The organism is Candidatus Vallotia laricis, assembly GCF_020541325.1.
In the GTDB taxonomy this organism is placed as follows: Bacteria; Pseudomonadota; Gammaproteobacteria; order Burkholderiales; family Burkholderiaceae; genus Mycetohabitans; species Mycetohabitans laricis.
This window is the reverse complement of sequence record NZ_CP047399.1, coordinates 343,916-370,145: the sequence shown is the minus strand read 5'-3', so window position 1 is coordinate 370,145 and position 26,230 is coordinate 343,916. Positions and strand designations below refer to the sequence as shown.

The following is a 26,230-nucleotide window of genomic DNA, read 5'->3' as shown; positions in this document are numbered from 1 at the left end:
TATACATAAAATATGGGCAGATTCTATCGCTATTGGTACCGAAAGCTTCTGATAAATTTTGTTTATTGTTTTTCTCAACCAGTAATAATATAAGGTAGAATGGTCTACGATAAAATATCTAATAATTCCAGATCAATCTCGAGCTCTAATAAACTAAACAAAAGTATAAGGCAATAGTACTTGTACTACAGATGCATATTAGACTGTGGAGTAAATACTTACTAACCGTCTACCCTGAAATATAAATTTCTACCGTTGGTATCTGTACTAAGATTCTAAAATCAGTGCTTACTTTGACTTCTTAGCGTATTAAATAAGTGCTCATAACATTACTACCAGCCTGGGCAGGTCACAACTAGCGGAAACGTAGGAAGGAGTGTGACTATACAGATTTTAAGTTTTATCCTAAGACAAGGGAAATTTAAAGCAGGCGAGTTACTCTTCACCGTCACATATATGATAACAACAATAATAACTATTGACCTAGTCAATAGACTTTAATATAATGAACTTTATGGCGCGGGGTGGAGCAGTCTGGCAGCTCGTCGGGCTCATAACCCGAAGGTCGTAGGTTCAAATCCTGCCCCCGCAACCAAAACTTATAAAAAACAATTGGAAAACACCTATCAAAGCTCCTAATCGCAGATATTCCTATCTAGGGTAGGAATTAATAATTTTGTTTAAACTAAAGAAATTAGGTTAGCCTGAGTTTATTTTTCTATTTTCTATATAAAAAAGTGTATATAGAAAATAGAAATATGATACACATTCATTTTGTGTGTTTCTATACAGATGGATTCTGCAAATGTTGAATTCGGTACAAGTACGCGTATAAACCATTTCGACATAGCAACTGCGCATGTGTACCTTGTTCCACAATCCGGCCTCTATCGAGCACTATTATACGATCAGCTCGCTGAATCGTTGAGAGTCGATGCGTGATAAGTAGTGTAGTCCGTCCACTCATTAGTACTGAGAGCGCGTCTTGTACATGACGCTCTGACTCCGCGTCAAGAGCTGATGTTGCCTCATCAAGAATCAAAATCGGCGAATCCTTATAAATAGCACGGGCAATTGCGAGACGTTGTCGCTGTCCACCAGATAAACGCATACCATTATCACCAACTAGAGTATTAATTCCAGCTGGCATTAGTTCAACCGAATCTATAAGATTCGCTGCGCATAAAGCAGCTTCTGCCCGCTTATAATCTACCGGCCCCCCATAAGCAATGTTAGCTGCAATCGTATCATTAAATAGCACGACATCCTGAGTGACAAAGGCAATCTGGTTACGTAAATCCGGCAATTGATACTCAAGTATCGGTATGCCGTCGACCAATACATGTCCAGTAGACGGATCAAAGAAACGAGGTAACAAATTCACTAGAGTAGTTTTACCACTACCGGATGACCCGGCTATTGCCACAACTTCACCAGGCGAAATCTTAAATGAGATATCGTCAAGAGTCGATTGATATGCCGCCCCATAATTAAAGCTTACATGCTTAAACTCAATACTACCCTTCGCGCGAATAACTTTTCGTTCGCCGCCAGCGTTTTCTACTGGTTCATCAATTAAACCAAAAATTAGCTCGGCAGCAGTCATACCGCTTGTCAATGGTTGATTTATATCAATTAAATGCTTTAGTGGCGAAATTATAAGTAGCATCGACATAATAAACGCGATACATCCACCGACTGTTATGTGATAATTTGCTGATTCGATTACCGCAATTGATACTATAACTGCCAGAGTAACTGATGCGAAGAACTGGGTCATTGGCTGAGCTAACCCACCGGAAATAGCTACCCGCATTGCATAATCACGTAGAAGCTTGGTCATATGTGTGAATCGGCGCATTTCATATAGTTCACCGTTATGCACTTTAATAACTTTATAACCGCCCACTGTCTCTTCAACAATATAAGAAATCTGATTAGTTAGTATTTGCTGTTCACGATTAAGCCGTCGCAGATGCTTATTAAGCTTACTTATTAGCGATCCGCTTGCCGGCAAAATGATCGCAACAATTATTGTTAACTGCCAATTTAAGTAAAGTAAATAGCCAAGCAGGAATACTACTGTCAATGAATCTCGTACAAGTGTGATGAGTACAGTCATCAGTACGTTGAGCACCTGGTTTACCTCAAACACGATCGCACTAATAATCGTGCTAGCTGTCTCGCGCTGAAAAAAATCGGCCGGTACGTGCAGCATTGTTTGGAACATCTGCAGGCGCAAGTGCAATGAAATACAGTTCAACACGTAAGATAGTAGATAATTTGACGCATACTGAGCGATTCCGCGACCTAGCGCAAGTCCAACAAGGGCTATTGGTACATACCAGAAAACTGATAAACTCGAGCCCATTAACCCAAAACCATTATCAATTAACGGTTTAAGCAACGCTGGAATTCCGGTCTCAGTTCCTGCTACTAGCCCCATCGATATGATTGCTAGCACAATAGCCCACCAATGCGGTCGTATAATCCGACCAATACGATATAACACATTAGCGTATGTAATGGGTTTAGCTACACTACTGAAAATTCCGCCCTGAGGTATAGTCAAGTTACTCCCTTAATAGCGTTAGCATTCCGGATACAGAATTTTAACTACTCCAGAATAAAATTCGGCGCGTAGTAGATTAAGAAACTCATCGCTAGAACTCACGCGCCACGCGTCGCCTAATAGCGATTCGCACTGCGCGCTAGTGCCTCGATAGCGGATCCTGACTCGTAAGCCTACTGGCTTGCGGCCACCGATATTATATGATCGGTTTAGTGTGCGCTTAGCTATTGGTGCCTGTTTAGACTGTGATGTTATTTCAAGCCGGTACGGTTCAAGCAGAGTACGTAGCCGTGTCAGATCTACATTGTTATTTATCGAAAGTAGTAGTGAGTCTGCATAGTGGCAGCGAGCGCACTCTAAATTCATAGCACCGTTTACAGTAAAGCGAAGCCCGCCAGTGAAGCTATCGTTACGTGCTTGTCCTTGTACGACAAGCAGCTCATCTTCCTTAAAAATCTCACGATTTTCTTCAAAAATTTTGTTAAATACTGTAACCTCGCACTGACCAGTACCGTCATCTAACACCGCGACTAACATTTTACCGCGTTGCGTTGTCTGCGTACGCATCGTAGTAATGACGCCGGCGATCAGCTGATCTCGCCCCTCCTTTAATTCTCCGATTGTTTGGCGTACGAAATGCCGAACTTCGCGCTTGTATGCATCAAATAAATGCCCAGAAATATAGAAACCAAGCGCTGCTTTTTCCTCCTGCAACTTGCGTTTCTCGGTCCATATTGGCCCAGCGATCAACTCATAATGATGTCCTCGCGAGCCATCTGGCATATCGAAGAGATCACACTGTAGTGCATTTATATCTGCTTGCTCAGCCGCCTCCGTTGCAAGTTGTACTGATGCAAGAAGTTGCCCCCGATCTTTATGTAGCGTATCAAATGCACCAGCCCTAATTAGGGCCTGAATCATACGACGATTTACGATTCGGCGATCAATTCGCTCGCAGAAGTCGAATAGGCCCATAAATGGCCGAAATGCACGGGCCCGAAGAATTTCCTCAATCGCATTTTGCCCACTACCCTTAATCGCACCGAGACCGTAGCGAATTATCTTCGATTGATTATCTAACATATCAGCTACCGGCTCGAAACGGTAGACTGACTGATTAATATCAGGTGGTAAAACTACTAGATGATTTGCTATGCAGTCATCGAAAAGAATCTTTACTTTGTCAGTATCATCCATGGCAAGCGACATATTAGCGGCCATGAATTCAGCCGGATAATGCGCTTTGAGCCAGGCTGTATAATACGCAAGCAATGCATATGACGCCGCATGAGACTTATTAAAACCGTATCCAGCAAACTTCTCCATCAAGTTAAAGATTTCATCAGCTTTTTCTGCACTTAAACCATTCTGGGCCGCTCCTTTTCGGAATAGCTTACGATGCTTTGCCATCTCTTCAGGCTTTTTTTTACCCATCGCTCGACGCAGTAAATCTGCGCTTCCAAGCGAATAGCCACCGATAATCTGTGCCATTTGCATCACCTGCTCTTGATAGACCATAATGCCATAGGTCTCTTTCAGAATAGGTTCAACGCGAGGATCTGGATATTCAACTATTTCTCGTTTATGCTTGCGTGCGCAAAAGCTTGGAATTAAATCCATCGGGCCCGGGCGATATAAAGCCACTAATGCAATAATTTCCTCGAAACGGTCTGGCTGTGCGTCTCTGAGCATGCCTTTCATTCCGCGACTTTCCAACTGGAATACAGCTACCGTATTGGCATTCTTTAGGATCGTGAACGACGCCGCATCTTCTAGCGATATCTGTGCAAGTGACCACTCCCGCTTAGATGGATTTAGTCGACGGATATATCGTTCAGCCCAATCTAGAATTGTAAGCGTTGTTAATCCGAGAAAGTCAAACTTAACGAGCCCGACAGCTTCAACGTCATCTTTATCGTACTGACTAACGATATTACTGTCACTGGCTTGCATGTACAATGGACAGAAATCAGTAAGCTTACCAGGCGCAATAAGCACACCACCAGCATGCATTCCAATATTACGTGTTAACCCTTCAACACGTTGCGCAAGTTCGAGTAACTGACGTACCTCATCTTCGTTGTTAAACCGTTCCTGTAATTGCGGCTCCCCTTTAATCGCATCGGCAATAGTTATATGCTTGCCTGGCTTAAACGGAATCAGTTTCGCGACACTATCGGTAAAGTTATACCCTAAGTCTAGTACGCGACCGATATCACGCACGGCAGCTTTTGCTGCCATAGTGCCAAATGTTGCAATCTGCGAAACTGCATCGGCACCGTATTTGCTTTTCACGTATTGAATGACCCGATCTCGTCCATTCTGGCAAAAGTCGATATCGAAATCCGGCATGGAGACACGCTCAGGATTTAGGAACCGCTCAAAGAGTAGATTGTAACGTAGTGGATCCAGATCTGTGATCCCGAGGGCGAACGCTACTAACGAACCCGCGCCAGAGCCCCTGCCCGGCCCCACTGGAACTCCGTTATTTTTAGCCCAATTAATAAAGTCTGCAACGATCAAGAAGTAACCGGGGAAACCCATCTTGATAATAGTGGTGCACTCAAATGCCAGTCTTTCTTCATATGTCTGACGGTGTATATCTCGTTGCGTTAAATCAGGAAATAGCCTCTCAAGGCGCCGCTCAAGTCCGGCACTAGATAATTGAACAAGATAATCATCTAGTGACATCCCAGCCGGTGTTGGAAATAACGGCAACTTAGGCTTACCTAGTTCAAGCGTAAGGTTGCAGCGCTTGGCAATTTGTACCGTGTTTGCAAGCGCTGAAGGGATATCAGAAAACAGCTCACACATCTGTTGCTGTGTGAAAAAATACTCATCTGTAGAGAAGCGTTTTACACGTTCTGGGTTGGCTAATATATCACCCTCAGAAATACATACGCGCGCTTCATACGCGGTGAAGTCCTCCGACGTCATAAACCGTACTGGATGTGTTGCTACAACGGGAAGCCCTAACCGTGCGGCAAGTGTTACAGCTTGCTGCACATAAAATTCGATACCCGTCTGCTGAATCCTCTGTAGCTCAATATAAAATGCATTTGGGAAAATAGCGCTCCAACGTTGAGCATGCCGAATAGCCGCCTGCATGTTACCAGCAGCTAGTGCAATACCAATATCGCCCTGGTTGGCGCCGGACAGGGCTAGAAGTCCTTCAGCAAAGCTTTCTTCCAGCCAGTGAAAATTAATTTCGGCGCGGCCACGATACTGGTTTGTTAACCACGCGCGGCTGAGGAGTTTGCACAGATTTAGATAGCCACGTCGGTCCATAACCAGTAATAATAGCCGCGCTGGCTTATCTCGATCCTCTAGATTTGAAATCCAAACATCAGCACCAACAATTGGTTTAACGCCGTGCGCACGAGCAGCCTTATAGAAACGTACTAGACCGAAGGCATTAGAAGAATCGGTGAGTGCAAGCGCGCCTTGACCATCCTCTACTGCCCGTTTAACTACATCATTAAGTCGTATAATACCGTCAACAATAGAGAATTCGGAGTAAACGCGCAGATGGATAAACCGTGGATCAGACATATCTGTATTCTACCTTACGGAGAATGCTGTTAGCTGTCGTTGCCATAACGCTTAGCCCAGCAAATAGCTACACTACTGATTTATAGCAACTACCTAATGCTCGAGAAATCATATAACACCGCTGACTGATAACTACTCACTTGAATATAGGATTTTGACAACAGGTTATCGATAATATAGGCATATAACGTAGTTATTTTTAATTATTAGAGACATCTTAGAATTCAGTACTGTGGTTCGTTTATTATAGGTAGTTTTAAGGAAAACGATGCATACATATACATCGACAGCTCGTATTAGATCTAGATGATAGATTCGTTAAATTTTAAGAAAGCCTGTTAACAAGCAAAATTTGAGGCATGCTAGTTGGGCTTAAGCAAAAATTCTTGATATTTAAACTAATGTGACACCTCCTAAGAGGTTAGCTGCATTCCGGCGATGGAGATTCATATGTATGCCACGAAACAACATAACAGCCACTTAAGCACATAAACGCTATAAATTCAGTAATTATGCTTGACATCCGAAATTCGCTTGACTCCGGGATCGATAGACTTTTATATCCACTTTTTAAAAACCCGGCAGTCCGAGGTGTAACGACTAACTAGTTTAGCAAGATAGATATACTTATCTGGTGGATATTTATATCAATGATTGCTATGTCACTGGATAATAAGTAGACTTAATAGTAAGGAGTTTGTTTTTTACTACATAGTAAATATAAAAAATAAAATATAAGATACTAAGAGTATGGTATCTAACTTATCAATACACACTTTAAATATACTAATTTCTTTAAAACTACGTGCAAAACACGTCTGTATAACCAGAAAGTGCGCATTTAGTTAATAAGGAATTATATATTTATCCGTACGGAATAGACGCGAGTGCAGAAATCACTAATTCACTGCTGTAGAAGCATGTTTAATGTAGAATATCAATTTCTATATGAATTCATTGAAGGTAAACTTCACAATAAATAAGCACGCGCATGCAGTATTTGGATATAGTATTTGGGTATCGGAGAGAAAGAATAAAAAATAGAATATTTATCTTTAGATAACCGCTATCTAAAAAAGATGAGTAACTTCTTAATAAGGCGCTCTAATAGCCCCTTAGTTTAGTAGCCCTAGATAGTTGTCATTAATACGCCGTAATAAATAATGAATACTACTACGTAGTACGGAAATGTAGACTATACCCGCGGAAAATATATGCAACGATGCTTTGACATTCGAAATCTATAACTTATACGTATTTATAGTTGCTAATTTATGGGGCGGAACATAAAGAAATAAAATATAACCACTAGTTTATAGCAATCAGAGGCTTAAAGCGCTATTGGATGAGTTTTCATCCTAGGCTCTCATTAAGCCATCCCTAGTCAAGTATATATCTTGGGTATTTTCGTAAGCTTATGCCTTCTTAAAAGGGTTCTGAGGTTTTTTAACACCACCGCCCATCGTCAAGAACGCCGGCGTGGCATACCACATCCGCCTAGTAGGGCAGCTAATCTCTGCTTAGGTAACTTTTTATCGAGTACCTGGCTCTGTTCCTCATGTTCTGGAGTTTGCCGGAGCAAAAATGAGGACTCATACGGCTTTGTAAAGAAGTCATCGACTGGCTGAGCATCAGGTATTGGTGCGCGCGACCGATTAGAAACATAGAGGTGTCGATTGCGATGTCGATCATCGAGATTAACAGGATGATGCGATCGATTCCGAGATGTTGGCTGGTTTAACTCGAGTGGCTGGATAGTTAACTTCCGATTAATAAATTTTTCGATATCCGTCAGTTGCTTACACTCGTTCTCACTGCATAATGATAGTGCATCGCCGGATGCCCCAGCACGACCAGTTCGCCCAATCCTATGAATATAGTCTTCCGCATTAAATGGCAAATCGAAATTGATTACAGCTGGCAACTCTGCGATATCTAGACCACGAGCAGCTACATCGGTTGCAACTAATACCTTAATCTCACCACGCCTAAATGCTTCTAATGCCCGCATTCGAACGCTTTGCGAACGATCACCATGAATTGCGGTGGCTACCACGCCGTCGCTCTCGAGTTGCCTCGCAAGCCGGCTGGCTCCGACCTTGCTGTTGCAGAAAACAATTACTTGCTTGAGTTCACGTTCATGGATCAGATGTACAATCGCAGCTCGTTTATTAGGCTCCGATACTTTGAAAACGATTTGCCGTACGTTTACAGCCGCTGAATTACTGCGAGCTACTTCAATCGTAACTGGATTGCGTAAGTAAGTCGCTGCGAGTTTCTTAATATCAGTGGAAAATGTCGCGGAAAATAGCAACGTCTGTCTTTCACTAGGCAACAAGTTTAGGATCTGTTGCAAATCTGGTAAGAAGCCCATATCGAGCATTCGGTCGGCTTCGTCAAGTACGAGTATCTGCACCTGGGATAACGACGTGCTTTTTTGTCGTACATGATCAAGCAGCCGACCGGGTGTCGCAATCAAGACCTCAATACCACGGCGTAATTCAGTTGTTTGTGGATTAATGTCGACGCCACCAAACACAACTGTGCTACGCAGCGACGTATACTTAGCGTATCCATAGATATTAGTTGCCACCTGATCTGCGAGCTCTCGTGTAGGCGTCAAAATCAGCGCTCGTACCGGGTGACGAGCAGGAGAGGCACTAATACTAGCAAACGGTAACAAGCGCTGAATAATCGGGAGCGAAAAGCTAGCTGTTTTACCTGTACCCGTCTGCGCCGCACCCATAACATCGCAGCCAGCTAGTACCGCAGGGATAGCCTGCGTCTGAATTGGAGTTGGTTTTGTATAACCTTGTTCAATTACCGCCCGAATGATTGGCGCAGAAAAACCGAACTTGTCGAACAATAACGGAAACACCGTTGGCACGGAAATAGTATTATCAAAAATATGAGTGTCAGTTTGAACGGAATACAAGCTGGTAGTTAGATCTGATGACATATGTGAGCATTCGCTCAAGCAGAGGCCTCCCGATAAAATACTAGAATAGTACCAGATTGTGGCACCTTGTGCACTTAAGATTCGTATGACTGGATATATATATCATTTATTATCCTGAATGAAATTTCAGTAACCCTCAGAAAATAAATCGTCTCTTAGCTTAAATTAATACGCTTTAATTCAGTGTATGTAATTTCAATGACGCACTGGTTTACAGAAATACTTCTAAATTTTTCTAGTTGCAATTATATAATAATTTCCCCACACTGAAGTATCTACAATACATGTTGTGTGGATAATTCTATTAATGTGCGGCCCGGATCGATAACCGACCGAAAAGCATGATATCAAGTCGTTAACTTGAACTTTAGTCATAGACTAAGGTGTAGCGGTACTATCGCGCACTGGCTTTTTTCTAGGTGATTCCATTTTATTCTAATAAATCTAGATTTTAGACGCCTAAATATTAATATCGTATGTGTCTCACCTATATAGAGAGTCTCAGCAATTAGGTGCCCCGGTATTCAAGTCTTATTTTCCTGGTATTAGCGATGTGTTAGAAACGCATACTGTAACCGTTAGAGATCGAATAAGTAAGCATCTCAGGTCTGGTCGCTAATTCTTAGCTCACTTGTGTCGAGTGTTATATTTATCTTTTATGAATCGCTGTACTACCTAAGATTTTAGGCTGTACTATTAGCCTACATCTCGGTAATTTCCGCATATCTTATTCTCGAGAAATAATTCTAATGCTAGACAAATTTACGTCAGAGGCGACATAAAAACATAGCCCTCATAAAAGTCGTGCACACTATTTTCCTAATGACGTACTACGCCGAAAAAGAATATAAATCCTGTTAGCTAAACAACGCGCTTCATTTGATATAAGCACTATCGCATATACCAAGCATGTTTACCACCAAACTATTTTCGGATATCCGAGGTGAACTACCACGCTGGTCTGAGTATCTTCATAGGAAAGGCTAAGGTCAGGCTAATTTCGAAGTTTTTTAAGACAAAATAAATCGCTTCAGAATCAGAAACTCTAGAGAGATACTGGGCGAAGTATCCGCATAGAATCTATATTCGGATAATTATCTAATTAGCCGGGGATTTATTTAATAGCAGATTTGTTTTGCTGCGCACATAGTGTATCCAGGAAAGACCGTGTACAAATTTTTAGCTGATAAGAATTAGAGCCTTAAAATTAAATTTATCTGTTGCGAAGAATATGCACGTTATTTCACTAAGTGATTTGTAACGATTTTCTGCGGCGCAATTTGGTTAATCTAACGTTCGAGAGACACGACTACTCAGTCTCGTTGTTTTTCAAAAGAATTAATAACGATTATTGAATCGACAAAATAAATAGCGATTTTCTTATAAGGAAGGTTGAATTGAATCGAATTATTAAATCAGTCAAGCACCTAATACTAATTAATTCAATTACTTTTACATAGCTCTAACTATGTATTGGATTGGTTCACGTAAAATTATACCGGAATAGCTAACAGCTATGTTATTTAGTCCATACTGTAAATAGTGCATGCTGAGGGCTATCTGAGATTAAACCTCACCTAAATCGGCCGTACAATTACTTACCTGCAGTCTCGCTTATAGCCAGTTTGAAATTCAGACATATTACGTAGTATGATATAAACTAATCAATTAGTACTAGAAGTGCAATATTAGCAAGCCAGACTAAACCTGCGCTATTTAGTAGCTCAGTAACAACACTCTTGCAGCCGCACTAAACCTTCTTAGTGCAGAACATATTTCCTATGTAGCACACTAGTCTGCTTATGACCAACATAGTGAAAACATCTTTGATTGTATCAGAGTTCTTAAAATCCCAGTGTAACACGAAATGGAAGTACTACTCGCAGAACATTAGTGCTTACGACGAAGAGTTATAGGTCTAAGCAGTGCTTATAAAGCAATCCCACTAAAATCGGACTATTTTTAGTGCGATGTTAGCTTATGTGTATATATTTATGAATCCTGTGGCTCGTTAAGATATGTGCTGTAATAACAGAATTACACTTATAGTGAGGTACAGCATCTGTATCAGATTATTCTAGTACCAGTTTATTTAGCTTTAACGCACACTTTCTTTGTGTTAATTTTTTTAGTGGCCCCCTATTTTGGAACTCGTTACTATTCTTCGATGCCGAAAGAAATAGCATGGCGTCTGTTGGATAGACCTAGCATAACAAGCAATTTGATCTCATACTTGTTAGACAAAGCCGTCTGCTAATTCTTCCGAGAGAATGCATCGCATTGCGTTTTAAGGTTTTTTAGGGTTTTGATTAACTTATATCCAAAGCATGATGTAGTAACTGCGCTAATTTAGTATTACCACATAATAATATCCCAGCACCTTAGGTGCGGTGTTCCCCGCTCAGTACTTGCTCTAAACGGATATAAATGCAGGTAAATTACGTTAGTAACTTCGACACCGATTCTAGATTAAGCAATAATTACATATTGATAAATATTCGTCATACCCCCTGACGTGCCAGGTTTTACACTGTGAATGCCTCCCCATCGCTTTCGGATCAAATTAACGATCTACTTCCTCAAACCCAATGCACTAAATGTGGCTATGGCGGATGCCGACCTTATGCAGATGCTATTGCAAACGGTACAGCAAACTATAACCAGTGTCCACCTGGAGGACAACAGGGTGTAGCACGGCTAGCGTCTCTGCTCAATAAGCCAATTATCCCGCTCAACCCAATAAACGGCGTCGAGCGAGTACGACTGCGTGCGGTAATTGATGAAACCTTATGCATCGGCTGCACGCTATGTATGAAAGCATGTCCGGTTGATGCTATTGTTGGTGCTCCAAAGCAGCTACATACGGTGCTATTAGATTGGTGTACCGGCTGCGATCTATGCGTCTCTCCGTGTCCCGTCAATTGTATCGAAATGATTCCAGTCACCACAATTGCTACGGGATGGGATGCATGGTCCCCGCAGCAGGCCGTATTGGCCCGACGTCGACACGAGCAGCGCAATATTCGGCTTATAAAAGAGCAAGATAAGGCGCAATATCGAGCTTCCGCTCGTCGTGCAATGCTCGCGCAAATGCCGCTATTAGCCTCAGAATATACATTGCCATCAGCTACCACCATCTCAACCAGATCTTTAGATACCATGCCAATAGCGTTGCCGAAAAAACATGCCGTTGCACGGAAAAAAGCCATTATTAAGATGGCTCTGGCTCGTACCCGCAAGAAAAAGGAAGAACTGGCTGCTCAGGGGATAGTGCCCGGTAACACATCAGATTTGAGCCCAGCTATACAAGCGAAAATTGACTTAATCGAAGCTCGCCGGCAGCGCCTAGGTTGCGTTAGAGACGAAGATAGTCTCGTTCAATCGGAGGAGGAGCCACCACTCTCCTCTCAAAGCATACAGAAGTAGAGCAGATTTACTGGATAAGTCACATCACTCTGGCTTTTTCTAAAATGATGAATCTTTATGAACGCCAATAAGCGCCGCGCACTCTACGAAACTTTTCAAAAACTGAACCCTCAGCCGACCACAGAACTGAAGTATACAACATCTTTCGAACTCCTCATTGCAGTGATACTTTCGGCTCAGGCGACTGATGTTTCCGTTAATAAAGCAATGTCTCAAATGTTCCAAATCGCTAATACACCAAAAGATATTCTAGCGCTCGGCGAAGAGGGCATAGAGAAACATATTAAGGGGATTGGACTGTATCGGGTTAAATCTAAGCATATAATCTCGACCTGCAGAATTTTGTTGGACAAATGCCACGGAAAAGTGCCAGATAATCGCGAAGAACTCGAAGCCCTTCCCGGGGTAGGCCGAAAAACAGCGAACGTTATATTAAATACTATATTTGGGCATTCAGTCATTGCGGTCGATACACATATCTTCCGTGTTGCGAACCGCACTAGGTTAGCACCCGGTAAGGACGTTCGGGCAGTAGAAATAGCGTTAGAAAAATTCACGCCAGCCGAATTCCGGCATGATGCACATCACTGGCTACTTTTGCATGGCCGATATGTATGCCGCTCGCGGATGCCTAAATGCCGGAATTGTGTGATTGAGACACTCTGCGAATTTGAAAGTAAAGCGCGCATTTTCACTCAATAGCATATAGATTATCGCAATGTCCCGTAGATGTATTTATCTAATGCATGAGAATTGTGGTTGTACAAAAAATAACATAGATATCGTATAGATTGAGGTTTCATGAAGATTGAGAGTTCGCCCATGACAAGCTGTTACAGCACCTGATCAGCACCTGATTTTAAATTGATTTAGATCTTCCATAAACAGTACATATTGTAAGTTTTACACTAAATGATACTTGTCTATATGTGCAGCTTTTACGATTTAAGAAATCAAAAATCTGCTAGATTGTCTAGCTTCTCTCATTAGCAAACAAAATTTTTTAGCATTTCGCTTTAATATCGAACAACTGCTTTTATCGATAATTCTTATTTATTCGTTTCTTTTTAGAAAACAGATACTCCGGTCGATCTTGCACGAACACTATGCTTTATTAATAGCATCACTATTCTTAGCGCTACGCTATTGATCTTAGTTCATTTAAGGTCAATCTCACACTACCTCATATTTAAGCAATAGCCACTTTCTAGCATCGTATCATTTTGTCTTGGTAAAAATTTTGGACGAGGAGAATCGTCTTATATCTCGTTTACTATGAATAAAAAATATTTATAGTTAATCAAGGTATACTATATGAAGTGCCACTTATAGAGATTTTATATTAATAAGGAAACGCTTGATCGTTAGTGTTCAGCGCTTGCTTATCCAAGCAGTACATAAAAAGTATATTAATATTCTTCTCACATCCTTAGAAAAATTGCTATAATTCTAGTTTTTCGCGCGGCTGTAGCTCAGTTGGATAGAGTACTTGGCTACGAACCAAGGGGTCGTGGGTTCAAATCCTGCCAGCCGCGCCATATTTTATAAAAATTTTTTAATTAAAAATTATTGATTCTTTGTATAATCTGCTTAAATGAAGCGCTATACGAGCTTAGCTATCAATAAAAAGCCCGCGTGAGAAAAGCAAGTAGAAAAGTTATTATGTATGGTAATTGGTAATTGGCATTAATATTTGAGTGACCACTATAATGATGGTGTTTTGTATAGACACTGATCGCAGTTAATTCGCTTACATCTAGATTAGTTCGAAAATACGCCTAGATTACACTCGCTATATGGAACCGATTACTAAGTAACTATACGCATAGTATTGACATCAGCAGCTATAATATAGCTGCACTACACTAGTAAAAATGTAAAAGTGTTTTTACTAAAACCTAGGTGCGCTATAGTCTATGTAGCATTTATTCAACGATCGTAGTTGCGCTAATAAATGTACTAAATACAAAACAATCAGTCGTATGGATTGACATGCTAGGACCTATTCTCTAGTGTCAGTCGGTAGCTGTGAATTTAGGTATCCTTCATATACTCTTACGTCTTCTAAGCAATATACGCTTTGCTTAGCGAGTGCTAGGACAATGCGCTTCTATAACTTAATATCAGCCAATATTTTTGTTGCAATTTATTATTGGCCAGTACGCAATCTATCTTGTTTCGAATTCCGATGCGACCTCAATAAGCGATTTTTCGATATTAGCCAAGCTGAATCTGTAGTAAAGGAAAATTCAGCTTTACACATATATCTTAGCAAATCATATAAAATCCCAGATTTTTAGTCAGTTTTGCAATCGATATGACGTTGTGCTTGTGCAACTGCTTAGGTGTAGTGGTTTAGAACTAAACACATATTTACATGACTTGATGTACTGCAGTAGCTGCATGCAGACGACATTTTAATCATTATTATATCTACGCTGTCCAGCGATATAGACTAGTAACTCTTTCTAGGTAGACACAGGTGCGTCGAAGATTATTCGATATGCTAATGCAAATTATAATTTAAAAATGCACCAAAAAATCAAAACTTATTTGTCTATCTGGGACTATTGAGCTCTAATCTACTCGCGGCGTGTGTACCGATTAAACCGGTACTTTTTTCAGCATTTCAATGCCTACTTTTGCTTCGGAAATCTCACGTAGTGCCAGTACTGTCGGCTTATCTTTGCTTTCGATTTTCGGTATGTGGCCCTGCGAAAGTTGGCGTGCGCGATACGTCGCTGCAAGCGTAAGCTCGAATCGGTTTGAGATATGTTTTAGGCAGTCTTCGACTGTAATGCGAGCCATATTAAATCCCTTTTCATTATAATGTTATTAATATATACAGCGCTACTCGTATATCTACGAAGCGTAAATACCTAACCTAACAAATAGCTTTTCGTAGCGTGTTCGCTGTGCTGCGAAACATAGCCGTCTTGAAGTGACTATGCTCTGTATTTCAGTCAATGCGCGATCGAAGGTCTCATTGATCAACACGTACTCAAATTCTGACGCATGTGACATCTCGCTTCTAGCGGCTAATAGCCGCCGCGCGATCACGTGTTGCTCATCTTGCCCTCGATTATGTAGTCGCTCTTCTAGCGCATCAAGTGACGGTGGCAAAATAAAAATGCCGACCGTGTTTAGAAACTTATTACGCACTTGCTGAGCACCTTGCCAATCGATTTCCAGCAGAACATCTGCCGCATCCTCCATTTGCCTTTCGATCCATGCGCGCGATGTACCATAGTAATTGCCGTGCACTAGAGCGCACTCGAGAAACTCATCTTTATCATAGCGTTCCTGGAAATTGGACAATGATATGAAATGATATTGCGCGTTATCCTCCTCATTTGGCCGTTGAGGCCTCGTAGTGTACGATACTGACCTTTGGATCATAGGATCGAGGGCTAATAACGCATTAACTAATGTCGACTTACCTGCGCCGGACGGTGCAACTATCATAAACAGATTACCCGGATATTCTCCGGCACAAAAATCTCGATTTTTTTCCATCGTAACAGACTATTCTAAATTCTGAACCTGCTCACGCATCTGTTCGATTAATAGCTTTAGCATCATAGATGCATCGGCTAATTCTTTTATAACAGCTTTAGCCCCCAGAGTATTTGCTTCTCGATTCAGTTCCTGCATCATAAAATCGAGTCGCTTGCCAACCAGGCCGCCCCTGTCAATCATATGACGAGTCTCGGTTAAATGCGCACCTAACCGAGATATCTCCTCAGCGATATCGATACGGATTCCATATATTGTGACTTCTTGACGGAGCCGTTCGATAATTTCCTCATGCGATACGAGTTGTTGGGGGCTATCCGACGCCGCTATACCAAGTGCAGCCTGCAATCTCTCAATAATCTTTTGCTGATAACGTGCAACCAGATCAGGCACCAATGGTGTAATACGGATAACAATTTCTTCCATCTTGGTTATATTAACCAATAGCATTGCAGCTAGTTTCCTTCCCTCGCGTCCACGTGCGATAACTAGTTCATTTAAGGCCTGCTTACTACAATCTAGTACCGTATCGCGTAGCGATGCTGTTGATGGGCCGCTATCGGAAATAACGCCGGGCCAACGCAAAATTTCACTAATATGCAGGCTACTCGCTTGGGGGAACACATCCAGCACTGAGCATTCTAGTGCCGCTAGTTGCAACAGTGCACCGCGATTAAGCGACTTAGTTATCGATACAGACTCGCTACTTTGTATGTGAACTCGAAAATCGATCTTGCCTCGCGAGAGACAGTTAGTTAGCATGTCTCGTAAGATAGGCTCGCATGTGCGGACCTCTTCAGGCATACGAAAATTGAGGTCGAGAAATCGAGAATTTACGCTGCGCAACTCTACTGATATACTGGCAGTATAGGTGCTTCCACTGATCCCAAACGCTCCATTGATAAGTAATTCTCGTGTCACGCTAGCATAGCCTGTCATGCTATAGATCATCTTTGAGTCCCACAATAATTTTTATTAAAACAATAATTATCACATTGAATGCTTATCTATATTGGTTCTAATGAATAATTTCGAGAGAAATCTATGCGCACAAAAATCTTAATTTAGCGCTAAGACATAGTTCCAGATTGGCTGCACTTACTCGAGAATCGCATATAGTTTCTAACTACTTCAATACACAAGTTTCAAATCCGAAGTTGAGTAATCAAGCTACTAAAACATAATAAGTTTCATAGAATAATAATCTTGACTACATCGAGTCAGTATCGGGCAGCAGCTGAAACAGGACACCGATGCTTATCTGAGTACGAAGAAAACATAGTTCAACACCGGCATAAATGCAAAGATATATTGCTTATAAATGAAGCAGCTGAGTTGCCTTCGATATTTATCGAAAATGTGATAGAAAAGCATAGCATGAAGCATACGTTACCGGTTTACCTGCTTCGCTAATAATTCTAAGCTGTTCGCGCATGCGCGGAAGTATGCCAGGCTTTTACTTGGCTAGCTATGCGCAATTAATCAGTGGCTAGAAATCTGATGCAGCCAGCAATACTTGCTTGCTTGAAAATTTTTATGTGCATTCTAACTAGTAAATCTACTATTATTGCGTACTAGTATTACCGAGACATGTCGATAGTCTTGAGCTCTTAATCTCTCTAGGTCAATGGCGTATCAGATTCTCACTGCGGCCTATTCTCAAATAGTTTTAGCTTAATCCGTTATTCTATATCCCTGCTCTACAGAGCAGCGGGAGCCCAGCTACGTTACATTTTAAATAGAAGAACACTTTCAGCCATCGTGCGCTAGCAGAGATGGAGTTGACCCGTTGACTAAAGAATACATGATTAATTATCCTTTTAAAAAATTCATATCTTCATATCCATCATCGCTTTCCAAGAACAATGCGGCAGAATTCATCAAAGCACCGTTCCTAGGTATTACCCCGGGACGTATTTGTCTTACTACTTTACCGCCGTTGTCTCTATATATACATTTTCCATGGTGTGTACGCAAATGTCCGTACTGCGATTTCAATTCGCATGCATTATCACGCACCTCAGGGAGCATACATTTTCCCGAAATCGAGTATATAAACGCACTACGTGCTGACCTAGAAGCAGCGTTGCCATTAATCTCAGAGCGGCCGGTTCATACTGTATTTATCGGCGGCGGGACGCCAAGCCTCCTTTCAGCACAAGCAATTGATAGACTGTTATCAGACTTACGCGCTCTGCTGTTAATAAATGTAGATGCAGAAATCACGCTGGAGGCAAATCCCGGCACGTTCGAAGCCGCTAAGTTTGCAAGCTTTCGAAGTAGTGGAGTTAATCGTCTCTCGATTGGCATTCAGAGCTTTCACGACGCTCACCTGAAGGCACTGGGTCGCATTCATAATGCGGCCCAGTGCCTTCAGGCAGTGGATATCGCGAGTTTAAGTTTCGATAACTTTAATCTAGACTTAATGTTTGCGCTACCGAACCAGACGCTCGAGCAATGCTATGCAGATATAGAGACTGCGCTATCACTTGCACCACCTCACCTGTCTTTGTATCAACTTACGCTTGAGCCAAACACCTATTTCCATAAATATCCGCCTTCGTTACCAGACCACGATACATCAGCCGATATGCAGGATTGGATTCATGCACGCATGCGTAAAGCAGGCTATCAGCATTACGAAGTATCGTCATACGCTAAAGAGCATCAGAAAAGCCGACATAACTTAAATTACTGGCAATTTGGTGACTATTTGGGCATTGGTGCAGGCGCACATTCAAAGTTGTCGTTCCCGGAACGAATAGTGCGACAGATACGACACAAACATCCCATAAGATATCTAGAACAAACCTCTGCAAGAACACCCATTCAGGAGCAACACGAAATTAGTAAGCTTGATTTACCGTTCGAATTTATGCTGAATACGCTACGACTTACTGATGGATTCTCAGAACATCATTTCATTGAGCGGACCGGACTTACAATGAAAGTAATCGATCCAATCCTTACGGGAGCTGAACACCGCGGCTTAATACGCCGCGATCAGGAGAATATTGCGCCTACATCGCTTGGACAGCGTTTCTTAAATGATTTACAATCATTATTTCTAAAGGGTAATATGTGAACTACCATGTTTTTCATGGTAAGGGGGCGACATATATATATTACTATAGTAATCAGTAACAATATAATTTGTCCAATACAGATACTCATCTCGTATAATATTTCGCTTCTTGGAAGCGTGGCCGAGCGGTTTAAGGCACTGGTCTTGAAAACCAGCGATAGGCAACTGTCCGTGAGTTCGAATCTCACCGCTTCCATAAACACGATTCTAAATTAAATAGTCAAAAAATAGCGATCATTAATCACTGACCTTAGATATTTAAATCACTCTTAAGAGCTTCTAGCATAGATACTAGACTTTTTAAAGTATGATAATCTCATTGAGATGATAAACGAGGTGTATTACCTAGAGTAGTACAAAGATATTGACTGGTATATTATATAGTCCACACGAATTTCTAATTAGAATAGACTATATAGTAATAAGATAAATCAGCTCTATATATATTAGAGAGTGGTGCAACATAATTTGCATTTTTAGATATACCGATAACAGTATATCTATCAGCATTGGTGTAGATTTTTTAGAAACACTTATTACCCATGTCTTTTATAGGAAAAGAGTGTTAAAAATTTCTTTTAAAGAAGTGATGTATTATGCCAAACAAAAATTATAATAAGAGAATATATTTATATATTAAAAATAAAACTTCCTAAATATATTAGAAAATATGATATTCTTATAGAAGTCATAAAATGAGCTATTATCGATTACTTATTAGAGGTTTTTTATAAAAAACTTGATTATTTACTTAATGTATACATATAAAATATAATTTATAAAAATATTGTATTTATAACTTTATAAGACTTGAGAATTTGAGCTTATTTAATATTTGTATTAAACAGAGCTATGCTCTACCGAAAAAAATCAAATTTAAGCATCCCCTCAATCGCGATTTGCCTTCATACCAGTATGGTTACATATAACCAGTTCGGCGAGAACATGGATATCCACCACAATAATTGATATCATGACCATTCAGTTTTCAATAAGCAGAATAAGGTAGACTTGTATTGCGCATTAAGCGAAATACAAGTCTACGGTGCCCAATAATGGTTCAAACCAATGAGTGCTGCTACGGAGTTTTGCCTCCGCAGTAGCTAACATTTTAGTACTCTAAGGTAACGCTTTAGCAATCCTCTTTAAATAAGAGGGGTAGATTGAGAATCGCTCCAAGGCATCTCTAGTCTAGACTAGAGTAGTCTGATACAGACTAGCTAATTAGTTTCTATTTATTTTTTTCTCTAAGCTTACTTATTAATAGTATTGCTCTGTAAGATTAAAGACGTCCAGGTACCAATCAATGGTAATATAAGACTAACATCAGTCTATCTATAAATCATTAAACAAAAACCATAGTATTTTCAGAAAATCAACGCTACAGTGGAATTTGAACTATTTCCAGCACTAGCTACTAATACACCCTTGATTTATAGTAGGAGTACAAGCAGCGTTGTTGGTGCGTTGCACAGGTTTTAGAACTAGTGCTGAGTCTCATAGTACAATGTTACTAGTAATTATATCTAATTTCGCACCGTTAGATGTAGCTATGAAGCTACATAGCATTTACTATTATGAATATATTAAATAATACCAATCCAGTATATTTGATATTGATATAAAAATAATTTATATACTTAGTTTAACGAAGTTAACTAAAATTGGTATATGTCCAAAGTAATATTCATTCTGATTTGCACTTTATGATTATTAATCATAATTTATATGTTCGTAATTTTATTCTAAATTACCGTGTTAGTTACTATACGTTTTTATATCATTAAAATATACGATTTAGACGAGCAACATTGCTATATACGGAAAACTATTTAGGTTGGGCGGATTAAGGCTGTGGAATCTCGATCTTAACTTCAAGCACCTCAAGGTCATCCTGCCGATCTAGATGGACCCTAATATCGTTACTCCTAATTCTCACATACTTCGAGATTACCGCGACAAGCTCGCTCTGCAGTGCAGGTAAATAGTCAGCCGGCGCCCGTCCAGCCGCACGTTCATGAGCAATGATCAATTGCAAGCGTTCCTTTGCAACTGATGCAGACCTTCGTTTTTCGCCAAGTAGAAAAGAAAGAATAGACATTTTTTCCTCCCTTACTTACCACCAAACAGGCGTTGCAATAATCCAGGCTCTTGATAATTCACATATCGCAGTGGTTTTTGTTCTCCCAGGAAACGAGCGATTACGTCCCTATACGACTCCGCGACGTCTGTCCCATCTAAATATACCACTGGTACGCCCTGGTTTGATGCATGCAATACTAATTCAGATTCTGGGATCACGCCAACTAGCGGTATTCGCAGAATCTCCTGAATATCATCTAGCGATAACATCTCGCCTTCACTAACGCGCTTTGGGTTATAGCGCGTAATCAGCAGGTGCTCTTTGATTGGCTCCCTACCATCAATCGCGCGTCGTGTCTTAGACGATAGAATGCCAAGGATGCGATCTGAGTCTCGGACCGAGGATACCTCTGGATTTGTAACAATTAATGCTTCATCAGCAAAGTACATCGCCATCAACGCACCAGACTCAATACCGGCCGGAGAATCGCAGACGATGTACTCAAATCCTATATCAATTAAGTCACTGATAATCTTTTCTACGCTTTCTAGAGTCAAGGCATCTTTATCGCGTGTTTGAGACGCTGGCAGTATGTATAACTGCTCGCACTTTTTATCTTTAATCAAGGCCTGATTCAGATTTGCTTCACTCTGGATAACGTTAATCAAGTCGTACACAACACGACGTTCGCAACCCATGATAAGATCAAGATTACGTAAACCGACATCGAAATCGATGATGACAGTTTTATGCATACGTAGCGCAAGTCCAGACCCAAAACTCGCGCTTGTTGTCGTTTTACCGACTCCGCCCTTGCCAGAAGTCACTACAATAATTTTTGTCATAATGTTACCTTGTATTCGGCAATATACGCTGACGATGTCAAAATAAATATTGTCTTCTAATACAAATACGTCCTTATCTTAGACGCAGCGGTTCGATAATCAAGTTCTCATCTTCTAGACGAATTTGTACCGGCTGACTAAGCACCTCGGGGCTAAGTGGTATCTCAGTCGTCCGATAGATACCAGCAATCGAGATTAGTTCTGGCTCTAGACGCATGCAAAAGATTCGAGCGTTATAGTTTCCATGCACGCCAGCTAGTGCGCGTCCACGTAGTGGCGCATAGATATGGATGCTACCTTCAGCCATTACCTCCGCTCCGTAACTAACTAAATTTAATACTATAAGATCACCTTTAGAGTAGACCTGCTGCCCCGAACGCAGCGGTTTCTCTATCACTAGTGTAGTGCTGTTACTACCTGGCTTGCTATCGTCTTGGATAGCGTCGTGTGACTTAATCATCATATCGTGCGGCATAACTTTCGATATAGTTGATGCTGCTTCTATCCGACGCCCCTCTATAGTCTTGTCTCTACGAACAACAAAACTTTCACGCAATTCGACGAACGGTAGCGTATCAAGCTGTACCAATGATCTTTGTTCGTCATTTGCAACGACGCCAGCTGGATGCATCCGAAATGTCTTTAGCATCTCGGCTACCTCTGCGACTAGAATACTCTTAGCTGACGGCAGGCGTCGCACGTCAATTGCTACTATATCGTTCGCAAAAAATTCTGGCGTCATATCAAAGCGTCGACTTAGTTCAGCGCGCATTTCAACTAGATCGGTCGTCTTTACGACAAATAAAAGAGTATTAAGCGTACCACTGCGCAGTTCAAAAAAGGGGGGGGTTTTAGCCAATATCAAAGACCATAAAATTTTTTTGTATTTTACAGACCTGTTGTTCGACTACGCCAAAAAGATGAGCCACATTTTCTAGAAATGATAGCGTAATAGTTTGTAGCTACACTTTCTATAAAAACGCAGTTTTATATAGCATTCTATTCCGAATCAGTTTGAAGAATTCAATAAATAAGAATCTATTTTCACCACGATCAGCTGCGCAGAATCAACGGGAAGTTTGCCGTAATCGAAAACTATTAAAGCCTAATCAAGATGTCGCATTCACTCTAAATACCGGGAGGAATTAGAGCTTTAGAGACGTTAATATGAATAAATACGCTCAGACGGGATAGATAGCCTAAAGCCTAGCATGCAAGCTAGTCATCCACACCGAACAGATGTATGTTGCGACGAAGCTATAGATAACAGGAAATAGGAAATAGACATTACCAGAAACTCGGCTAAATAACTAAACACAATCGCTTGGCAATCGCCATTTTGCTATATAAAACAACTTAAATAAAACCCGCAGAGTATCCCTACACGTTTAGGGGGCCAGATCTTTCGTGAGCTATTTTGCTTACCTTGTGCATAGCCTTGACAGAATCATGGTCTTGTAGAGGACAACCAATCTTGACACCCCCTAGCTAGTGGCTAATACATGCAATATATATCGGTAGCCCACTTAAATACCATGTAAAAATTCTCACACATCTAGAAATGAAGCATAGAAGAAATGATTTTTAGCATCTCTACTCATGTAGACATAGAGCCAGCAAATTAGATTGGAGAACTTATTATAAGGACTACAAAGGGTATGTAAGTTACGAAAATAAGAATAATTCAAAAGCAATTTAAATGATGGTCAGAAACTTATAATTTAATAGTAATAAGAAATAAATAGCTCATAATATTCGATACAGTGATTACACTAAAAATATCGCGCTTGACACGTTAACATAATGTTACATATATCTATACTAAAAATTAATTATCTTAGATAGGATTTACTATCCTGGCGGAAAGGGAGGGGTTCGAACCCTCGATACGGGAAAACCGTATACCGGATTTCGAATCCGGCGCATTCAGCCACTCTGCCACCTTTCCTAAAATTGAGGTACTTCTTAATATAGTAAGATACTATAAACAATCTGTTGAGCAACTCCAAGCGTATTTTGGGGTTATAGATTTTTACTTCTTTGGCTCTAGCAGAGTGATGCCGCCCATGTATGGGCGCAACACGGTCGGAATTGTGATCGACCCGTCAGCGTTTTGACCATTCTCTAAAATAGCTACTAGTGTACGCCCGACTGCTAGTCCAGAACCATTTAATGTATGCACTAACTCGAGCCTTCCTTGTTGATTACGAAATCGCGCTTGTATACGGCGAGCCTGAAATGCCTCAGTGTTTGAGCACGATGAGACCTCGCGATAGGTATGCTGCCCCGGTAGCCATACCTCGAGATCATATGTCTTAGCTGCTGAGAACCCTATGTCGCCGGTACATAGAGTGGTCACGCGGTATGGCAACTCTAGCTGCTGTAAGATCGTTTCGGCATGTCTTACTATTTCCTCCAGAGCTTCGTATGATTTGGCCGGTGATGTGATCTGTACCAGCTCAATCTTATCAAATTGATGCTGTCGGATCATGCCGCGTGTATCGCGTCCATATGCACCAGCTTCAGACCGGAAGCAGGGTGAATGTGCAGTTAACCGGATTGGCAATCGATTTATATCAATGATGCTGTTTCGTACCGTATTGGTCAGCACGATTTCTGAGGTTGAGATCAGATATTGGGTAACTTTATTATCCCCCCCCTCTTTTTTGACGCGGAACATGTCATTATCGAACTTAGGCAATTGACCGGTGCCGTATAAGAGTTCTTGGTTTACGATGTAGGGAATATAGCACTCGGTGTAGTTATGATTACGAGTGTGCGTATCGAGCATAAACCCCGCAAGCGCGCGATGCAAGCACGCGGCATGGCCACGTAGTAATGTGAAGCGAGTACCAGACAGCTTGGCACCCACCTCAAAATCAACTCCTAGCGGAACACCAAGGTCTACGTGATCTTTTACTGAAAAATCAAACCTGCGTGGCATGCCCCAGCGCCTTACCTCGATATTTCCAGTCTCATTTACACCAATTGGTACAGATTCATGCGGAAGATTTGGGATGTCAAGCGCCAGATCAGATAATTTCTCTCGAACCCTATGTAGCTGTAGCATCGATACTTTTATATCGCAGCCAATGCCTGCAACTTGCTCCATTATCGTAGAAGTATTTTGTCCGTGTCCCTTCATTACGCCAATTTGTTTAGACAAGGTATTTCGGCGTGATCGCAGATTCTCAGTAAGCGTTTGGAGCCGACGGCGCTCAGATTCAAGAGCCTGAAACGCAGAAATATTGAGTATATATCCGCGATCGACCAACCGTTTGGCAACTGCGTCCATATCCTTGCGCAGTAGGGTGATGTCGAGCATAAGGAGCTTTATAATATCATTAAGACCGTGTTTATCTTATCACTGGCGAAGACTTGTAGTCTAAGTCTAGAAGAACAATGCCGCCTATTCTCGACCTGTCCAAATTTTGCAATTTACACCCTGATCTTCTTATGGTACGTGTACTATTAAGTAGCCTTTTTGGGGGGGTGATAAGTATGTAATAGCTTGTCTTGTAAGCTTAAAACCTTGTTATGTCCCATATGGTAGTATAAATAGCCATAACCAAAAGTTTCACGATTGGAGGCTATTAGTGCTGCACTTATGCAACGTCTCTAGATCATATTCAATTAGCTTATTAGTACATAACGTTTTGTATAGTACGGAGCTATACTCTATCCAGAGTTGATCATCTTAACCCCACGCCGAAAACTTAAATTTATCGGCGGGTAACGTCGGGTTTTGGTGGATGCTGGAGAACGAGAGTAATGTTATATCACCGAATATGTCATGCAGTTTTATCACCCGAAAGTGACCATCTCTCAAACCAATGTCGATATATCCGAACCAGGAATTCTTTAATTTCTGGATTAGCTGTAGCTAATCGTGGCTTTCTTTAACGCCCACATCGCGTAGTGTGAAATGTTTTTATATTTCCCCGCTTCCAAAGAAAATCGCAACTAGACTGGCGCATGACGCGCTACTAAGAAACAGCTCCTTCACCTAATTTAGATTTTTATCCCAAATAAACAGTGTATGTCCGTCAGAGTTTAACAACTGCTCATACGGTTTTGATATGCTCTCATATAAACTTTCTAGTCGCACAAACTGAAAATATACCGCTCGACGTCGTAGATATCGAGGTACGTTCCTCCTGCCTAAGTCCTGTAACATACTACCGCTAGTTGT

14 protein-coding genes and 4 tRNA genes are annotated in these 26,230 nt (G+C 41.1%); 6 read left to right on the top strand and 12 right to left on the bottom strand.

The features are described from left to right. Nucleotides 1-518 precede the first annotated feature (518 nt). Nucleotides 519-595: transfer RNA gene (locus GKR41_RS01490), tRNA-Met, on the top strand. A gap of 189 nt (nt 596-784) precedes the next feature. Here GKR41_RS01490 and msbA read toward each other — a convergent pair. The 3 genes from msbA to GKR41_RS01475 form a co-directional block, all read right to left on the bottom strand. Further along, the gene (msbA, locus tag GKR41_RS01485; RefSeq protein WP_420885665.1) at nt 785-2,572 is read right to left on the bottom strand and encodes a lipid A export permease/ATP-binding protein MsbA; all 1,788 of its coding nucleotides are present in this window, start codon (nt 2,570-2,572) and stop codon (nt 785-787) included. Nucleotides 2,573-2,590: 18 nt separating this feature from the next. After that, a complete protein-coding gene (dnaE, locus tag GKR41_RS01480; protein ID WP_226810099.1) occupies nt 2,591-6,124 on the bottom strand; it encodes a DNA polymerase III subunit alpha in 3,534 nt (1,177 codons plus the stop codon). A 1,465-nt stretch (nt 6,125-7,589) separates the two neighbouring features. Further along, nucleotides 7,590-9,101, bottom strand: coding sequence for a DEAD/DEAH box helicase (locus GKR41_RS01475; RefSeq protein ID WP_226810098.1), 1,512 nt, complete (start codon nt 9,099-9,101; stop codon nt 7,590-7,592). Nucleotides 9,102-11,615: 2,514 nt separating this feature from the next. Here GKR41_RS01475 and rsxB point away from each other — a divergent pair. From rsxB to GKR41_RS01460, 3 genes are all read left to right on the top strand, one after another. Continuing rightward, nucleotides 11,616-12,509, top strand: coding sequence for an electron transport complex subunit RsxB (rsxB, locus tag GKR41_RS01470; protein WP_226810097.1), 894 nt, complete (start codon nt 11,616-11,618; stop codon nt 12,507-12,509). A 57-nt stretch (nt 12,510-12,566) separates the two neighbouring features. Beyond that, nucleotides 12,567-13,211 (top strand): endonuclease III, encoded by a 645-nt coding sequence (gene nth, locus GKR41_RS01465; protein WP_226810096.1) that lies wholly within the window; start codon nt 12,567-12,569, stop codon nt 13,209-13,211. 759 nt (nt 13,212-13,970) lie between these two features. Continuing rightward, a tRNA-Arg gene (locus GKR41_RS01460) sits at nt 13,971-14,047 on the top strand. 1,066 nt (nt 14,048-15,113) lie between these two features. Here GKR41_RS01460 and rpoZ read toward each other — a convergent pair. Genes rpoZ through GKR41_RS01445 form a run of 3 tightly spaced genes read right to left on the bottom strand, consistent with a single transcriptional unit; the run spans nt 15,114 to nt 16,976 of the window. Continuing rightward, nucleotides 15,114-15,317 (bottom strand): DNA-directed RNA polymerase subunit omega, encoded by a 204-nt coding sequence (gene rpoZ, locus GKR41_RS01455; protein ID WP_226810095.1) that lies wholly within the window; start codon nt 15,315-15,317, stop codon nt 15,114-15,116. Between the two features lie 54 nt (nt 15,318-15,371). Further along, nucleotides 15,372-16,025 carry a guanylate kinase gene (gene gmk / locus GKR41_RS01450; protein WP_226810094.1) on the bottom strand — a complete coding sequence of 218 codons (654 nt, stop codon included), beginning with the start codon at nt 16,023-16,025 and terminating at the stop codon, nt 15,372-15,374. Nucleotides 16,026-16,034: 9 nt separating this feature from the next. Then, nucleotides 16,035-16,976 (bottom strand): YicC/YloC family endoribonuclease, encoded by a 942-nt coding sequence (locus GKR41_RS01445; protein WP_226810093.1) that lies wholly within the window; start codon nt 16,974-16,976, stop codon nt 16,035-16,037. An 853-nt stretch (nt 16,977-17,829) separates the two neighbouring features. Here GKR41_RS01445 and hemW point away from each other — a divergent pair. Continuing rightward, nucleotides 17,830-19,110: a radical SAM family heme chaperone HemW gene (hemW, locus tag GKR41_RS01440; protein WP_226810092.1), complete on the top strand. Its 1,281-nt coding sequence runs from the start codon at nt 17,830-17,832 to the stop codon at nt 19,108-19,110. A gap of 111 nt (nt 19,111-19,221) precedes the next feature. Then, nucleotides 19,222-19,306 (top strand) — tRNA-Ser (locus GKR41_RS01435). Nucleotides 19,307-20,956: 1,650 nt separating this feature from the next. On the opposite strand, the gene minE is transcribed toward GKR41_RS01435, so the two are convergent. The 6 genes from minE to GKR41_RS04075 all read right to left on the bottom strand — a co-directional run bounded on the left by minE (nt 20,957) and on the right by GKR41_RS04075 (nt 25,867). Beyond that, nucleotides 20,957-21,211, bottom strand: a complete 255-nt coding sequence (gene minE / locus GKR41_RS01430; RefSeq protein ID WP_226810091.1) for a cell division topological specificity factor MinE — start codon at nt 21,209-21,211, stop codon at nt 20,957-20,959. 11 nt (nt 21,212-21,222) lie between these two features. Then, on the bottom strand, nt 21,223-22,038 hold the full coding sequence (gene minD, locus GKR41_RS01425; protein ID WP_226810090.1) for a septum site-determining protein MinD: 816 nt from the start codon (nt 22,036-22,038) through the stop codon (nt 21,223-21,225). Nucleotides 22,039-22,111: 73 nt separating this feature from the next. Beyond that, the gene (minC, locus tag GKR41_RS01420; protein ID WP_420885669.1) at nt 22,112-22,900 is read right to left on the bottom strand and encodes a septum site-determining protein MinC; all 789 of its coding nucleotides are present in this window, start codon (nt 22,898-22,900) and stop codon (nt 22,112-22,114) included. A gap of 995 nt (nt 22,901-23,895) precedes the next feature. Further along, nucleotides 23,896-23,986 (bottom strand) — tRNA-Ser (locus tag GKR41_RS01415). A gap of 84 nt (nt 23,987-24,070) precedes the next feature. Beyond that, nucleotides 24,071-25,363, bottom strand: coding sequence for a serine--tRNA ligase (gene serS / locus GKR41_RS01410; RefSeq protein ID WP_226810088.1), 1,293 nt, complete (start codon nt 25,361-25,363; stop codon nt 24,071-24,073). Nucleotides 25,364-25,735: 372 nt separating this feature from the next. Continuing rightward, nucleotides 25,736-25,867: a LolA-like protein gene (locus GKR41_RS04075; protein WP_420885664.1), complete on the bottom strand. Its 132-nt coding sequence runs from the start codon at nt 25,865-25,867 to the stop codon at nt 25,736-25,738. Nucleotides 25,868-26,230: the final 363 nt, after the last annotated feature.

Bases quoted from the DNA above. Each gene is read 5' to 3' on its own strand.
- dnaE (WP_226810099.1), bottom strand. From the start codon at position 6,124: ATGTCTGATCCACGGTTTATCCATCTGCGCGTTTACTCCGAATTCTCT.
- nth (WP_226810096.1), top strand. From the start codon at position 12,567: ATGAACGCCAATAAGCGCCGCGCACTCTACGAAACTTTTCAAAAACTG.
- rpoZ (WP_226810095.1), bottom strand. From the start codon at position 15,317: ATGGCTCGCATTACAGTCGAAGACTGCCTAAAACATATCTCAAACCGA.
- gmk (WP_226810094.1), bottom strand. From the start codon at position 16,025: ATGGAAAAAAATCGAGATTTTTGTGCCGGAGAATATCCGGGTAATCTG.
- GKR41_RS01445 (WP_226810093.1), bottom strand. From the start codon at position 16,976: ATGATCTATAGCATGACAGGCTATGCTAGCGTGACACGAGAATTACTT.
- hemW (WP_226810092.1), top strand. From the start codon at position 17,830: ATGATTAATTATCCTTTTAAAAAATTCATATCTTCATATCCATCATCG.
- minE (WP_226810091.1), bottom strand. From the start codon at position 21,211: ATGTCTATTCTTTCTTTTCTACTTGGCGAAAAACGAAGGTCTGCATCA.
- minD (WP_226810090.1), bottom strand. From the start codon at position 22,038: ATGACAAAAATTATTGTAGTGACTTCTGGCAAGGGCGGAGTCGGTAAA.
- serS (WP_226810088.1), bottom strand. From the start codon at position 25,363: ATGCTCGACATCACCCTACTGCGCAAGGATATGGACGCAGTTGCCAAA.